The sequence below is a fragment of the Sporosarcina sp. NCCP-2222 genome (genome assembly GCF_023168145.1).
Taxonomy (GTDB): Bacteria; Bacillota; Bacilli; order Bacillales_A; family Planococcaceae; genus Sporosarcina.
Genome location: NZ_BQYK01000004.1, coordinates 181,900 through 196,391 on the forward strand (window position 1 = coordinate 181,900; position 14,492 = coordinate 196,391).

13 protein-coding genes are annotated in these 14,492 nt (G+C 45.2%); 3 read left to right on the forward strand and 10 right to left on the reverse strand.

Annotated features, from left to right (window positions below; all coding sequences use genetic code 11):
- Window positions 1–14: 14 nt before the first annotated feature.
- The 5 genes from NCCP2222_RS10570 to NCCP2222_RS10590 form a co-directional block, all read right to left on the reverse strand.
- Window positions 15–1,961, reverse strand: a complete 1,947-nt coding sequence (locus NCCP2222_RS10570; protein WP_248512178.1) for an ABC transporter permease — start codon at window positions 1,959–1,961, stop codon at window positions 15–17.
- On the reverse strand, window positions 1,939–2,712 hold the full coding sequence (locus NCCP2222_RS10575) for an ABC transporter ATP-binding protein (RefSeq protein ID WP_248512180.1): 774 nt from the start codon (window positions 2,710–2,712) through the stop codon (window positions 1,939–1,941). The genes NCCP2222_RS10570 and NCCP2222_RS10575 overlap by 23 nt, the downstream gene beginning before the upstream one ends.
- A 135-nt stretch (window positions 2,713–2,847) precedes the next feature.
- Window positions 2,848–3,894 (reverse strand): sensor histidine kinase, encoded by a 1,047-nt coding sequence (locus tag NCCP2222_RS10580; protein ID WP_248512182.1) that lies wholly within the window; start codon window positions 3,892–3,894, stop codon window positions 2,848–2,850.
- Window positions 3,891–4,568: a response regulator transcription factor gene (locus NCCP2222_RS10585; protein WP_248512547.1), complete on the reverse strand. Its 678-nt coding sequence runs from the start codon at window positions 4,566–4,568 to the stop codon at window positions 3,891–3,893. Before NCCP2222_RS10585 ends, NCCP2222_RS10580 begins: the two co-directional genes overlap by 4 nt.
- A gap of 986 nt (window positions 4,569–5,554) precedes the next feature.
- A complete protein-coding gene (locus NCCP2222_RS10590) occupies window positions 5,555–5,965 on the reverse strand; it encodes a hypothetical protein (RefSeq protein WP_248512185.1) in 411 nt (136 codons plus the stop codon).
- Between the two features lie 447 nt (window positions 5,966–6,412).
- Here NCCP2222_RS10590 and NCCP2222_RS10595 point away from each other — a divergent pair, with 447 nt between their 5' ends.
- The gene (locus NCCP2222_RS10595; RefSeq protein ID WP_248512188.1) at window positions 6,413–7,087 is read left to right on the forward strand and encodes a response regulator transcription factor; all 675 of its coding nucleotides are present in this window, start codon (window positions 6,413–6,415) and stop codon (window positions 7,085–7,087) included.
- Window positions 7,084–8,109, forward strand: a complete 1,026-nt coding sequence (locus NCCP2222_RS10600; protein ID WP_248512190.1) for a sensor histidine kinase — start codon at window positions 7,084–7,086, stop codon at window positions 8,107–8,109. The genes NCCP2222_RS10595 and NCCP2222_RS10600 overlap by 4 nt, the downstream gene beginning before the upstream one ends.
- A 28-nt stretch (window positions 8,110–8,137) precedes the next feature.
- Here NCCP2222_RS10600 and NCCP2222_RS10605 read toward each other — a convergent pair whose 3' ends face one another.
- The 4 genes from NCCP2222_RS10605 to NCCP2222_RS10620 all read right to left on the reverse strand — a co-directional run bounded on the left by NCCP2222_RS10605 (window position 8,138) and on the right by NCCP2222_RS10620 (window position 12,306).
- Complete coding sequence (locus tag NCCP2222_RS10605) at window positions 8,138–10,099, reverse strand: ABC transporter permease (RefSeq protein WP_248512194.1); 1,962 nt, start codon at window positions 10,097–10,099, stop codon at window positions 8,138–8,140.
- Entirely contained in the window at window positions 10,086–10,853 is a 768-nt protein-coding gene (locus tag NCCP2222_RS10610; RefSeq protein WP_248512196.1) for an ABC transporter ATP-binding protein, read from the reverse strand. The genes NCCP2222_RS10605 and NCCP2222_RS10610 overlap by 14 nt, the downstream gene beginning before the upstream one ends.
- Window positions 10,854–10,984: 131 nt before the next feature.
- Complete coding sequence (locus tag NCCP2222_RS10615) at window positions 10,985–11,758, reverse strand: nucleotidyltransferase domain-containing protein (protein WP_248512197.1); 774 nt, start codon at window positions 11,756–11,758, stop codon at window positions 10,985–10,987.
- A 26-nt stretch (window positions 11,759–11,784) separates the two neighbouring features.
- Window positions 11,785–12,306, reverse strand: coding sequence for a cysteine hydrolase family protein (locus NCCP2222_RS10620; RefSeq protein WP_248512199.1), 522 nt, complete (start codon window positions 12,304–12,306; stop codon window positions 11,785–11,787).
- Between the two features lie 185 nt (window positions 12,307–12,491).
- Here NCCP2222_RS10620 and NCCP2222_RS10625 point away from each other — a divergent pair, with 185 nt between their 5' ends.
- The gene (locus tag NCCP2222_RS10625) at window positions 12,492–13,085 is read left to right on the forward strand and encodes a uracil-DNA glycosylase (RefSeq protein WP_248512200.1); all 594 of its coding nucleotides are present in this window, start codon (window positions 12,492–12,494) and stop codon (window positions 13,083–13,085) included.
- A gap of 28 nt (window positions 13,086–13,113) precedes the next feature.
- On the opposite strand, the gene NCCP2222_RS10630 is transcribed toward NCCP2222_RS10625, so the two are convergent.
- A complete protein-coding gene (locus NCCP2222_RS10630) occupies window positions 13,114–14,490 on the reverse strand; it encodes an MATE family efflux transporter (RefSeq protein ID WP_248512201.1) in 1,377 nt (458 codons plus the stop codon).
- Window positions 14,491–14,492: the final 2 nt, after the last annotated feature.

Here is a 14,492-nt window from a genome sequence, read left to right on the forward strand (position 1 = left end):
TTCATCACCTTGTTTTATAAAGCAGCTTTTACTGTTTTTCGGTAGTATCCCACTGTCAACAAGGCAAAGACAAGATAAATCAAAACATAGATAGCCATTGCGATTGATGCGGGCAAGGTTATGTCTGACATGAATAAAAAGGATGCTGCCTTTATAGCAAAAATAGAATGCAGCAACCCAATTACTAACGGCACTCCAAAAACAAACACTTGTTTACGAACAATGCCGCGCATAATATCCTGCACTGTAAAGCCTAATTGGCGCAATGTCGCATAACTTCTCTTCTCCTGATCGGCCTCCGTCATTTGCTTGAAATACAGAATACTGCCTGTGGAAATGAGGAAGACGAGACCGAGGAAGCCTGCAATGAAGATAAGTAGCCCTGTATATTGCATGGTTGATTCATATTGACCATAGTAATCAAAGTTTAAGCGGTCATTCTCTTTCGTAAAATCATGATAAATCTCTGAAGCTTCAGCTTGCTGATCTTTATTCAAAATCATAACCGAAAAAAATGTCCCGACACGATGTGTCTCTTCTTGATTGATAAACTGCTCTTTAATCTCTTGATAAAATGCGTCATCGACAACGAGCTGCGTTCCTGCGAAAGGCGGGTTGAGTATATTGCCTTCCTTCACCTTCGTTATGGAAACATCCAACTCATTTTTCGGATTCGTTAATTTTACAGAAAAAGGGACTTCCGTTGTTTTCATCAGCCAATAAACAGATGCGTCGTAAAAATAAGCTGTACGGGCATCTGGTATTTCGATGTCGATTCCCGCTTGCTGTAATTGCTTTTCACTTACAATGTTTGCTGAAAACATCTCACTTAACCATGACGTAATAGTTTCCTCTTCAAAAAATCGTCCATCCAAGTTCAACACTTCAATCGGCGTATATAAATAGGAGATTCCTTGCCGGTCTAGCTCATCTGTAAATTGCTTTGTTTCCTTCTCCTCTTGCGCATCTCCATACCCGCCAAACATGAAATCATGAGGATAGATGGAGCGCGTCTCTTTTCCGGTTGAATAATAGAGGGAGTAGGATCCCGCCAGCATAGCAAGAGTCATTGCTGATAAAACGGTAATAATTGTTAGTGAATTGGCATTCCCTTTCATCCGATGCATAAGCGTGGCAATGGACAAGCTCCCATTCAAGCCAAGATGGCCTTGCTTGCGTTTTCGGACTTGATAAAACAGCCAGCTAATTGTCACTCTGAATAATAGGTATGTTCCTGTTATGGTTGTAGCTAATACAACGAGCATGTTAATGAACAGAAGAGCATTCATCATCCGGCCGGAAAGCCAATAGCCAAATGCAATAAGCCCAATGCCCAAGATTGCAAGAAACGCAGAACGGACAGCTTTCGGCTTTTTTGGATGTTCCCCTTGCTTTTCCGCATTAAACAAACCAAGCAATGTCGTACGACGTACCGCAACTAACATTTGAAGAGACGTTAGAAGAATGATGGCTATGAAAACAAGAATCGTCTGGAGAACCGCCGTCTTCGAAAACGTCAATTCAATGAAACCATCAAACCCGACCAACTTCATCAACAGCAATAAAAACAGGCGTGACACAATCATCCCTGCACCGATTCCAATTGCCATTGCCCCGGCACTCAGCAGCGTATTTTCCAAAATTAAGAGCCTGGCTACCGCGCCCTTCGTAAGCCCGATCAGCTGGTATAACCCAATTTCCCGGCTCCTTCTTTTTAAAAAGATCGCGTTCGCATAGACAACGAAAGTACCTGCAATAAATAGCAGCAGAATTCCTGCCACTTTGAACGCAGTCCCCATCGTTCCGCCCGACTGTTTGACAACAGCTGGGTCATGTTGCAACGTAGCAAACACAAAATACAAGACGACGCTAAAAATTAAAGCAAAAAAGTACAAATAATAATGTTTTATGTTTTTCCGCATGCTGCGGATGACGAGATCAAAGAGTGTCAACGCTGTCACCCCCGAGAACGCCCTGCACTTTCAAGATCTCCTGAAAGAAGGCCTGTCTCGTTTTGTCACCACGATACAATTCGGAATATATTTTCCCATCCTTTAAAAATACGACACGGCTGCAATAGCTTGAAGCAACTGGGTCATGGGTAACCATCATAATCGTGACACCGCGTTGTTTATTGACATCCTCCAAGGTGCCAAGCAAAGAAGAAGCAGACTTGGAATCGAGCGCTCCTGTCGGCTCGTCAGCAAATACGAGGGATGGTTTGTTAATGAGTGCACGCGCTGCAGACGTCCGTTGCTTCTGCCCGCCCGATATTTCATGAGGGTATTTATTCGCCAGCTCCTTGATTCCTAAAATGTCTGCGATTGATTTGAAATGATCCTCTGCTACACGCTTATGCATTTTGCCGAGCGACACGGGAAGAAGAATGTTCTCTTTCACTGTTAATGTATCGAGCAAATTATAGTCTTGGAAAATGAACCCTAGTTTATCGCGCCGAAAAGCGGACAGCTCACGATCCTTCATTTTGGAAATGTCGGCATCCCCAATCAGAATAGAGCCCTCCGTCGTGCGGTCTATCGTGGCTAGCACATTCAGTAATGTTGTTTTCCCGGCACCGGATGGACCCATAATCCCGACAAACTCACCTTCCAGCACCCGCAAGTCGATCCCCCGCAACACCTCTTGCACATTTCCGCGCGCACCGAACGATTTCCGGACATTTTGGGCATGTAATACTGTATTTTGTTCCATTTAGTATGGCCTCCCTGTTATTCGTTGTCCCTATCGTACCGTGCTTAAGAAAATGCGTCGTTTGATTATCATGACAAAGCAGCCAGTCAATGTGACAATGTTGTCATGTTCATGTCAGGTTCACTCTATCGAAGATTATTTACTATTCCGTTTCACTTGATCAAACTCATTTTCTGTCGGAAATTGCAGTCGCATGGCTGTCCCTTTGCCTACTGAAGAGTCAACTGTAATGGCAATCCCCATCTTCTCCGCAACCGTCTTTGCCAAATACAAGCCAAGTCCTGTCGCCGCATTATGCAGCCTGCCTGTCCCGCCTGTAAAGCCCTTATCAAAAATTCGGGGCAATTCATGCGCTGGTATGCCTTGTCCTTCATCCATGACAGACAGCACCACATGCCCACGATTGTCTTCGGATGTTTCGACACGAATCGTGCTGCCAGCCGGGCTATATTTCACCGCATTCGTCATCAGCTGCCGGAGAATAAATCGGCACCATTTCCGGTCTGTTCTCACATTTGCTTCGTCACCAATTAAATCGACGCCGATGTTCTTTTCCAGACACCACGAGGCCAGTTCACGCACTTCCTCTATAACGAGGCCTGACGCATCTACTTCCTCAATGACGTAATCTGCTTCCATCGTCGGCAAGCGGGATATATACAGCTGTTGTTCGAGCATGAGATGGAGCCGAAGCCATTCGGACTCAACTTTCCGAATGGCGGGATTCTCCCGGTTGGCATCAATCGTCAACTTCATCGCTGTCAGAGGTGCCTTCACTTCATGCACCCAGGCTGCCGTGTAATCCGCCTCAATCAAACTTGCCGCTTTCACTTCCGCCAACTTTCTTGAATAACTTTCCGCGGCCTGCCGCAATATGTCATTTGTCAACTGATCCGTTGCATAGTTCGCTTTTGGTAACACTTCCTGCCAATCCCCTTCCATCGCCTGTTGCAGCTGTTGCAACGAACGAAGATAGGCGGTTTCCGCGAAAAAGCGCCAAACGAAAAATAGTGCGAATCCAAAGATGAGTAAAGCATTCAAGTACAGTAACGAATGGAGGGAGAGTGTTATACCTTTGTCAATCCAAATCAACACATCCATGACACCAAGCGCCGCTAGAAAGAAGAACAGCCAACTTTTCCGATCCGCCATATAGTGGAAAAACATCGTGCTCCACTTCATACAGTTACCGCCATATAACCGAGACCCTTTTTTGTGACAATCGCATCTCCCAACCCGATTTCCGCCAGTTTCTGACGCAGCCTCGTAACGTTAACCGTCAATGTATTGTCGTTCACAAAATGGGAATCATCCCAAAGCTTTCGAATGAGGTCATCGCGTGAAACGATTTGGTCTTTCATTTCCACCAGCACATTCAAAATAAAAAACTCATTTTTCGTCAGCTCAACATCGACTCCGCCTCGCCGAATCATCCCCCGCTTCAAATCAAGGACGGCCCCATTCCATTCCAACACATCGGTCGCCTCTTCCCCGTACGCGTACGTCCGCCGCAAAATCGCCTGCACTTTCGCAAGGAGCACGTCCAAATGGAACGGCTTTTGAATATAGTCGTCCGCCCCCATCTGCATCGCCATTACCATATCAAGCGGATGATCACGCGACGACAAAAACAAAATCGGCACCTTCGACACCGCCCGAATCTCCCGGCACCAATGAAACCCATCAAACGCCGGAAGCTGAATATCCAAAATGACCAGCTGCGGCTTCTCCCGCAGAAACGACCCCATCACATCATGGAAATCCTCCGGCCCCGACACTTCAAACGACCACTGCCCCAGCCGCTCCCGAAGCGAATCAAAAATCGCCCGATCATCCTCCACAATAAAGATCTTCATATCCATCCCGCCGTCCCCTTTCCTATAGGATTAGTATAACGGAAATGAATGATTTTTTGACTGTTGGTATGTATTATGGAAAGTGTGCTCGGGAGAGGGAGCTACAGGTATGCGAATTTTATTACCGGGTAAATCGCTTGACTTCAAATCGACAGCTATTCTGCGAATCATCCTATAGGATTTTCTGCAACAACCATTTTTCAATTCCCCGGAAACCAAACCGCTCGTATATTTCTAGAACAGCTCGTATCTCGTTTCCAACCACTCGTATAATTCTGAAACAGCTCGTATCTCTCTTCAACCGCTCGTATAATCCTGTGACAGCTCGTATCTTGGTTTAACTGCTCGTATTTCCCTCCAAACCGCTCGTAAAATACTTGTGGAGAAGAATAAATCCGACTCAATCAAAATCTTGATTGGTCAAAGGCATTTAGCGCGCCATGGAGCAGGTCAGGACAAGTTAATTCTCGCGGCAAGTTCATATGGTCTAACTTCCCATGTCTCTTATCACTAGCTGCAGACCGAACCGCTCGTATATTTCTAGGACAGCTCGTATCTCGTCTCCAACCGCTCGTATAATTCGGGGACTGCTCGTATTTCGTCTCTAACCGCTCGTATCTTCCTGGAACAGCTCGTATCATCCTACAACAGCTCGTATTTCCCTCCGAACCGCTCGTATATTTTTAGGACAGCAATCTACTCAACTATTAAATCAATTTCTTGATTGGTCAAAGGCATTTAGCGCGCCAGGGAGCAGGCCAGGGCATGTTAATTCTCACGTGATACTCATCCGGTCCAACCGATCGTTTCCACTATCAACGGGTTCAGTTGTTGGGGAAGTGGAATTAACAACAAAAATAACAGGTTAAATAGCATGATTTTAACAGTGAGTAAAAAAATAAAACTAAAAAAGCTCAAACATGAGCTTTTTTAGGGAAATATTTTACTACCTACAAAGCACCCGATGTTAAAAAAGGTGCAAATTCTCATGGTGACAAATGTTTATAATCTACTACTTCCACTTTAAACCCGTGATTACATTTCAGCTGATTAATCTTCCCACTATTACAGGACGGAGAAATCCTTACCATGACTAAATCTTCTTTCGTATTAAGATGATTTTCAGAAGGAATTTGAATCCTTACTGTAACATCGTAGGTATGGTTGTCATTATAAGTTACACCCTCAATTCTTTTCCAATCCCAGCCAAGAAGCGGATCTCCCCCATACTCCTGTATTACTCTTTTATCAATAATCGGGAAAACGATATCTGCAATAATGTCCTCTGTTGTGACGTACATCTCTTCTGCTTCAGAATGGGCTTCGGAAGTTAGATTTTGCGACCAGATAAATACAAAACCTAAACATACTAATAAAATCAAGTTTGGTTTAACCATCAAGATGCACCCCAGCTCTATGTTTACTCCTTATTGTTCCCATATTGTGTTTTTTAACAAGTAAAAAGAACCTTCTAAGCAGCTCAACTATCTTGAAATAGAGTATCCGTTCGAAAGCACACAACTTCAGAATCCGCTATACAAATGACACCTAAAAAGCTATCCTCGTTGTTGTATCCTTTTCATCTAACCATCAGTCACTACTTTAGAGTATGAATGCCTAATAATAACTTGGTCTTTAGAATAGATGGTTACATACACACTCATCTGACTCTTTCAGAAACCCGCTTTCCGTTATTTAGTAACGAACTTCATTCAGCTCCTCACATTTTCATTACTAGTTACAAAGTAGTATAACTTACATTTTTGTCATACCACCTTTTCCCTCAATTGCTTATGATACAATCGGGTTACCAATGCCGTCTCGGAGCTTTAGGAGGAGTGAATATGTTCACGATACTTATCGTGGAAGATGAAACCAAAATCGCTAACATCGTCGCCCAGGAATTAAGGGGTTGGGGATATGACGTATACATAACAGAGGATTTTCAGAAGGTGGAGGACTTTTTCCTGCAAGTCCAGCCACACCTCGTTCTCTTGGATATTAATCTGCCTTATATGAATGGGTTCTATTGGTGTGAACGAATCCGGCGCCACTCGAACGTCCCCATTGTGTTTCTGTCATCTCGTACAGAAACGATGGATATGATGATGGCGCTCAATATGGGCGGGGACGATTTTATCCAAAAACCGTTCTCCATGGAGATGCTGCTCACTAAAATTCATGCGCTCCTTCGGCGGACTTATACGTATCATCAAACGGAAACCGATATTCTGTCTCACCGCGATATGAAGCTGCATGTCAAGAAAGCGGCGCTCACCTGTTCTGCCGGGGAAATCGAGCTGACGAAAAATGAATTTCGGATTCTTTGTATCTTGCTGGAGCATAAAAATGAAATTGTCCTGCGGGATGAATTAATGGCTGCTTTGTGGGAGGATGAGAATTTCATTGACGACAATACGCTGACCGTCAATATTAACCGGCTGCGGCGCAAGCTGAGTGAACACGGCTTAGATGACTACATCCAAACGAAAAAAGGACAGGGGTACATGTTAATATGAAGACTTCGTTCCTTTCATACATACGTTTTCAAAAACGGCTACTTGCCTTGTACTTCTTGATTATGTTGTTCATAACCATCATGCTGTATGTCGAGCCGACTATGTCGATCCATTTTACAAACTTATTATATCTTCACGTCGTATCGGCGTGTTTTCTCATAGCTTACCTGGCATTCGATTATTACATTATCCATAAACAATACAAATCGCTCACTTCCCGGTGGAGTAAAGGGATGTTCATCCGGGAGGGCGTGGGGGATGCCAAGACATACGAACAACAATTGTATTTGGACTTTTTCCAATCCATCTATAATGAACACCAGCAACAGCTAACTGCGACCCGCCTAGATAAAAAAGAGTCATTAGAATTCATGACGACTTGGTTTCATGATATAAAAACACCAATTGCCATTAGCAAGCTGATCCTTGAACAATCAAAAACTCAGCCGGATACCCAAAGCCTTCAGGAAGAAATAGCCCGTATCGAACGGAGTGTCGAGCAGGCGCTCTATTTCTCACGAACAGATCACTTCGCACAGGATTATGTCGTAACCAAAACGGAGCTAGACAAAATGGTCCGCTCCTTAGTAAAGCAGCAGGCAAAGGAGTTTATTCGCCGGAAGATAAAAATCGAGCTGCAAGTGGAACCGCTTTTAGTGAATACGGATCCAAAGTGGTTGAATCATGCCCTAACCGAATTAATTTCCAACGCGCTAAAATATGCCAGCAGCGAAGGCACCGTGCTTATACGTTCGGAGGAGGATACCGAGGAAATCCGATTGCAAATCACAGATGACGGTATCGGCATTCCACAGCATGATTTGAGCCGGATTTTCCAGCTGGGCTTCACCGGAACAAACGGCCGTAACCACAGTAAATCTACCGGCATCGGCCTTTACATTGCAAAGAAAATCGTAGACAAGCTCGGACATGAACTGACTGTTGATTCCCAAGAAGGTGAATCCACTACATGTACCGTCCGTTTCCATAAAAACCCTGGCTACTATTCCACGGTACAGTAAAACGGGAAGAGGCGAACCCCCTTCCCGTTTATGGATTGACCAGTTTATTCGCAGTGGCGACTGTCATTTTGTAATAAACCCAATAAAGACAAGTGTAGACTGCAATACAAATCGAGACCGGGTAGATAAACTGAATGTCCATCACCTTTGACAGCGACCCAAGGATTACACAACTATGAGCAATCCCGACAAGCAGCGGCAGAAGAAATAACAGATACGTCTGCCGGGCAATCACTTGCTTCACTTTCCTTCTGCTCAATCCGATCTTCCGCAGAATCTCGTACCGTCTCCGATCCTCCGCAGCCTCCGTCAATGTTTTAAAATAAATGACACTCCCCGTTGCGATTAAAAAGACGAGTCCCATAAAGCCGAAGACAAACACAAGAAGGCCGTAAATGGATTGCGCGGTTTGATAGCTATCCGTGAAACTATAGAACACTTTAGGTGCCCGCTGGTAGTCCTCCTTCGGCTCGCCGCTTGCAATAACTGTCCGCAAATCTTCTGTAAGAGCTTCCGCCTCCAGCTGGTTATCTACCGTAACAACACGTGTCGTCATAACGGCGTTACCCTTTATCAAACGTTCATACATTCCATTATCCACAATCAAAACGGACGGCTGCACATCATACGAAAAAAGTGATTCAATCCGGTTTTCGACAACTCGGAAAGAGAATTCCCCTTCCTCGCCCGTTAATTCCACTGTCCGCCCCACATTCTCTTCCTCATGCTGGGAGCCAATAAAATTTCGGCCGAGCATGACCGTCTCCCCTGCATCAATCGGGTTCATTTCATTCCGGCCAAGCTGTTCCGCAAGTAAGTTATACGTAGAGACAGGCAGCACGGCAAACGATTCCTCGTAATAAAAATAGCCGCCCGGTACGGTATCCAGCCCCTCTGCGGTTCCCGGAACCATTAAATAATCAAAAGTCTCATCAAAGAGAACAGGATGCTCCTTATTTTCGTACAGCACCTTCGTAATCTCGTCATTCATTTCAACTGACTGCACATCCAGCTGATAACTATACGGAACATGGTCATCCAGTGTTTGCATCGTATTAAAATACATTGTATAGGCAAATCCGAAAGCAACTAATGTCATGCCATTGAGCACGGAAACGACTGTCAGCAAGAGACCATTGCTTTTCAGACGGCTTTTCAACTGTGTCAGCGTCAATAAATTCTTCCATCGGTAATAGGCTTTCTTTCTTCTTTGCCATAATTCCACGAAAAAGCTACTGCTCGTATGGAACAATAAATACGATCCTGCCACCAGCACGATAAGGGCGAGTGTCATGTTTCGGCCAAAATGTTTACTCCAGCTTTCCGAGTTATAGGCATGTAAAAGGCTCCAATAGGCTGCACCGATCAAACCCAAAGCAAGCACCGCAAGCAAATAGGACGGCTTCCACTGTGTTTGCACTCGATGTTTCGCTTGAAACAACTCAATTAACCGGAAGCGATATACGAGTAAATAACCGTGAAGGGATGCAATTAACATGATGGCACCAAATACAAAAGCTGTTTGCACAACTGCACCAAGGTTGATTGAAAAATGAACGACGAGAGAGATCCCCATCACCTTTAAAAGAATCATGCTGAAAAATGTCGAGAATAGTTGTCCTAACCCGATTCCAATGCCAAGCGCCAAGAGGCAAAGACACACATTTTCATAAAACAGCATTCGGCCGATTTCTTTTTTCGTCCCGCCTACTAACGAATACAACCCGATTTCTTGCTTTCGATTGGTAATGAAAAATGCATTCGAATACCATACGAAAACGATCATGAAAACGGCAAGCAAAACAGAAACGACAGATAACAGCGGCCCCATCTTGTCATCACGCCCGAACGCCTCTGAAATTTGTTCATTGTACTGAAGTGAAACAAACGTGAAATAGATGAGGACACTGAAAACGAGGGACGCAATATAGATCGCGTATTTCCCAATATTATGCTTCAAGTTTTTTAATACGACATCATATAACGTCATAACGGCCGCCTCCCAGAGATGACAGCGTCGTGACAAGTTGATCAAAAAACCACTTCCGGTCCTTGTCTCCCTTCACCAGTTCCGTAAACAGCCTTCCATCTTTCATGAAAATAACACGGTCACAGAAACTCGCGGCAAACGCATCATGCGTCACCATAAGAATCGTCGTGCGGTACTCTCGATTCATCATTTGGAAGGCAGTTAGCAAATCCATCGACGCTTTCGAGTCCAAAGCGCCCGTCGGTTCATCCGCCAGAACCAGCTTGGGGTTATGAATAATCGCCCGTGCCGCCGCTGTTCTCTGTTTTTGCCCGCCTGATGTCTCAAAAGGATAACGTTCCAGTATGGGTGCAATTCCAAGTTTTTCTGCAATTTCATTAACCTTCAGATCGGTCGTCACATAGGATTGATTGGCAAAAGCCAGCGGCAGCATGATATTTTCCCGAATCGTCAAGGAATCAAGCAAATTATAGTCTTGAAAGATGAACCCCAAGTTTGATCTCCGAAATTCGGATAACGGTTCGTCACGCATCCCAGTAATCTCCGTCCCATCAATTCGGATGCTCCCCGAAGTCGGCTGATCGATTGTCGCTATTATATTTAGTAAAGTCGTTTTTCCTGCACCAGATGGCCCCATAATCCCGACAAACTCGCCTTCATGGACCGTGACATCCACCCCTTCCAGTACAGGAATCAAATTCGTTTTCGTTCCAAACACTTTATGTATGCCCTTCGCTTCTACTACAATTTCCATCTTTTATCCCCCACGTTTAGGTTTGATAACATCATAACCCGCAGTGGCAGCACAAACCATCGAAGGAACGAACAAAAAGCCCTCCGAATCTTACATTTTTGTTCGGAAGGCTTTTTCGAAAAGAATAACGGTTACACAACTGCATGAAGCTCAATCATCCGCTGCAAAAATCCCAGCGTTTGTGTCTCCTCTTTTAATTGTTCTTGGATCCATTCATACTCAGTTGCGAGCAGACTGCTGACCAAGCCCGCCGCTTGACCGTGACGGGAGGGGGTCACCCTTTCATGAATGGATATCATTTCTGCTGCCAACTCTTCCGGCAACGATTGTGAAACCGTCTTTAACCCAAGTTGAGCCCGCTCCGGTGCATACCGATGCAGCAAGGCCCTCGCCAGATGGTGTACCACATTGGACAGCATCCGCACAGACCAGATGTCATTGCCCCGTGCCGCCGACTTGCGGTACTGGAATAAAAACCAAGCGATATCCATCACATCGTCCCGGTATTCTTCTAGAGAGAGCGCCAAACCTTGTGTGACAATAAATTCTTTCATGACATCATGCGGGTCATGCAACACGGTGAAATGGTCATGACCTGGAAACGACTCCCGCGTTACCGCAAATAAATCTATATGTAGGTAATTATCAAATACCGCAATCAGCTGAGGAGCGACTATGAAAATATCATCAGTAAAAATGACTTCCCGATAAGCACGCAGATGCTCAAGCCGCCTCTCAAGGAAACCCGTCTCCTCCCCTTGCCTCACCAAACAATACATATCAATATCCGAATGCTCATCATGCTCGCCTCTGCCCATCGAACCCTTCAAGAAAACAGCTTCCACATGCGGATCCTTTTTCAAGCTCTCACAAATAACCTGTACGGCAATCTCTTGTTGTTTCATTTCCTCACATCCTAACTGAACCGGTGTTACGGCAGCTCAAGCTCATCAAAATCCACTACATTTATAACCTCGGACCAATGGAGCACCGTCCCAACGAAATCCCGAATATTAAGATCCGCCATCTCATACGTCTGTCCGTTGTTCGTCGTGCCCGTCGCATCTTCAATGAACGTCACTTGATATCCCCGATCAAACGCAGCAATCGACGTAAACAAGCAGCAAAACTCCGTCATGAAGCCAGTGATATAGACATGCTTTACACCGTATCCATCCAGTACTTCAGCCAAATTCGTCTGATAAAATGAACTCGGCGTCCGCTTCTCAATCACTTGCTCCGCATATCCCTTCATCGACTCATGCAACTCCGCCCCTCGGGAACCTTCATAGAGAGTACTCTCCTCCACCGAATCCAAATGCCTTAAGAAAATGACCGGTTTGCCCTTCTCCTTAAAATGAAGAATCATCTTTTCAATCCTCGCCAATTCCTCTTGAAACTCCCCGTGCTCCACAATCCCGTTTTGCACATCGATTACTAATAAAGCTTCCATTTCATCGTCCCCCACCCATAGTGTTTCTACAATAATATTTCGCTTGCGATGCCAAGAATTCCTTCTTCCTTCGGAGGATTCTTCAACTTCCCATAGAATGACGGTTTCTTAAACACCCTTCTTTTCTCTTTTCATGAGCAGACTGTTTGAAAGTGGGTAACCTATGAGAAAGGGAGGAGTACCTGATGAATTCATTTTGCCCGAAACGATGGCCTGAAGAACCTGTTCCTGCCGACGAACAGGGGTGCCAGGATTGCGGCTTGTACAAGCAAGGAACACGAATGGTGTGGGATGAAGGGAATCCGAAAGCCCCTGTCATGATTGTGCTCGATTATCCAGGTGCTTTGGAAGACAAAGAAGGCAATCCTATGCTATGCGGAACGAGACAAACCTTGCAACAGGCAGCGAACGAAGCGGGGTTGGAACCATACCAATTGTACGTGACGTATATTTTGAAGCGAAGGCCTGTCCGTGCGTATGATAAAGAACAGGCACGCGCAATCTGTATGCGGCATCTTAACCAACAGCTCGAACGGCAATGCCCCTCTCTTGTACTTTGTCTAGGAAACGCAGCTGTCCAGTCATTTTTCGGAGATACAGAAGTGGATGTCAAAGGGTTGCGAGGCAACTGGTACGATGTAAACGGCTATGCCACCACTGTCGCCTATCACCCCTTAGCCGTCCGGCGCCGGCCGAATTTGTATAAGCTATTGGTAGAGGATTTAACCTTTGTCGCCAACCGACTGCAGAAAGTGAATGAAAAAGAGAGCCCGCTTTGACAACTTTGTCAGCGGACTCTCTTGTTGTTTAATCACGCAGCATAACTTGCAGCGTTTTCTTTTTCCATTTCGTTTTGAAATAAGTGTATTGGAAAATGAAGTTGAAACAAAAGGCGAGTGAATAAGCGGCCCACACACCATTTAATCCGAGAGGCGTATGGTGAGACAGGATATACGCCGCCGGCACCTCAATGGCCCAAATTGTAAGCACCAAAAAGATAGTCGGCCACAGAACAACGCCTGTTGCACGCATCGTCGCCGTAACTGTTTGCATATGACCAAAGATGAGATAACTCCAAAATGTAATGAATAAATAATCCTTTGCAATGGAGAGAGTCTCAGCATGATCGATAAAGAGACCTAAAATCGGCTCAGCAAATAAATACATAACGCCGATAAAGATACCGCCCAATACGTAATTCAAACGGACGCCGATCTGGCGGATTTGTTGAATCATTTCAGTTGAACTTGCGCCAAGTGCCTGTGCGACAAATACGGACGTCGCGATCGCAATGCTCATCGCGGGCATCTGTGCATACCCGCCGATTTGATTGACAACGCCATAAGCTGCTGTCGCACTGGAGCCATAGATGTTGACGAAACCAATGATGGCAATTTCTGCAACTGAAATGGCAACCATACTAATGCTCGCCGGAATCGCTAGCTTCACCAAGGAGGATAGAATATCCTTCTTCAATTTGAAGTATTGCAAAACCGTCCGATCGAGCCGCAAGCTATGTTGTTTTTTGTGCAAATATAGGAGCAATAGCACCAAGGTAATGAAATTGGACAAAACCGATGCATATGCTGCCCCGTTTAACCCAAGCTGCGGTAAACCGAGCCAGCCAAACATGAGGGCAGGAAGAAACGCGATATTGGCCACAACGCTGATCACTAGGAAAATGAACGGTGTCTTGGAATCGCCTACGCCCCGCAGGAATGTCGTGTATACCATGTAGAGGAACATGACCGGCAAGGTAAAGAATAAGATGCGCGCATAGGAAACACTTTGTTCAAAAATATTTTCCGGCGTCTGCATGATGCGCAAAATCGTCTCTATAAAAAATCCTCCAAAAATCGCAACGACGACAGACAACAGCGTGGTCGCCGCCAAGGTCACACCGACGACTTGCTTCATTTTATCGACATTGCCCGCGCCATAAGTCTGACCGACCAAGATGGAACTGCCTGATCCAAGGCCGATTGCAAAAGCCATCAGGAAGAAGAAGAATGGGAAGAACGCGGAAATCGCCGCCAAGGCATCGACTCCCAGATATCTCCCTACTAAAAACATCCCAAAAATTTGACCAAGGGATTGTAAAATATTTGCCAGCATAACTGGCACTAAAAAGCCGATAAACGCTTTCTTTAAAGCCTTTTCATCGTGTACTAACGTTTGATTCATAA

Coding starts and splice junctions, on each gene's coding strand:
- NCCP2222_RS10575 (WP_248512180.1), bottom strand. CDS start 2,712: ATGGAACAAAATACAGTATTACATGCCCAAAATGTCCGGAAATCGTTC.
- NCCP2222_RS10580 (WP_248512182.1), bottom strand. CDS start 3,894: ATGAAGTGGAGCACGATGTTTTTCCACTATATGGCGGATCGGAAAAGT.
- NCCP2222_RS10585 (WP_248512547.1), bottom strand. CDS start 4,568: ATGAAGATCTTTATTGTGGAGGATGATCGGGCGATTTTTGATTCGCTT.
- NCCP2222_RS10590 (WP_248512185.1), bottom strand. CDS start 5,965: ATGGTTAAACCAAACTTGATTTTATTAGTATGTTTAGGTTTTGTATTT.
- NCCP2222_RS10595 (WP_248512188.1), top strand. CDS start 6,413: ATGTTCACGATACTTATCGTGGAAGATGAAACCAAAATCGCTAACATC.
- NCCP2222_RS10600 (WP_248512190.1), top strand. CDS start 7,084: ATGAAGACTTCGTTCCTTTCATACATACGTTTTCAAAAACGGCTACTT.
- NCCP2222_RS10605 (WP_248512194.1), bottom strand. CDS start 10,099: ATGACGTTATATGATGTCGTATTAAAAAACTTGAAGCATAATATTGGG.
- NCCP2222_RS10610 (WP_248512196.1), bottom strand. CDS start 10,853: ATGGAAATTGTAGTAGAAGCGAAGGGCATACATAAAGTGTTTGGAACG.
- NCCP2222_RS10615 (WP_248512197.1), bottom strand. CDS start 11,758: ATGAAACAACAAGAGATTGCCGTACAGGTTATTTGTGAGAGCTTGAAA.
- NCCP2222_RS10620 (WP_248512199.1), bottom strand. CDS start 12,306: ATGGAAGCTTTATTAGTAATCGATGTGCAAAACGGGATTGTGGAGCAC.
- NCCP2222_RS10625 (WP_248512200.1), top strand. CDS start 12,492: ATGAATTCATTTTGCCCGAAACGATGGCCTGAAGAACCTGTTCCTGCC.
- NCCP2222_RS10630 (WP_248512201.1), bottom strand. CDS start 14,490: ATGAATCAAACGTTAGTACACGATGAAAAGGCTTTAAAGAAAGCGTTT.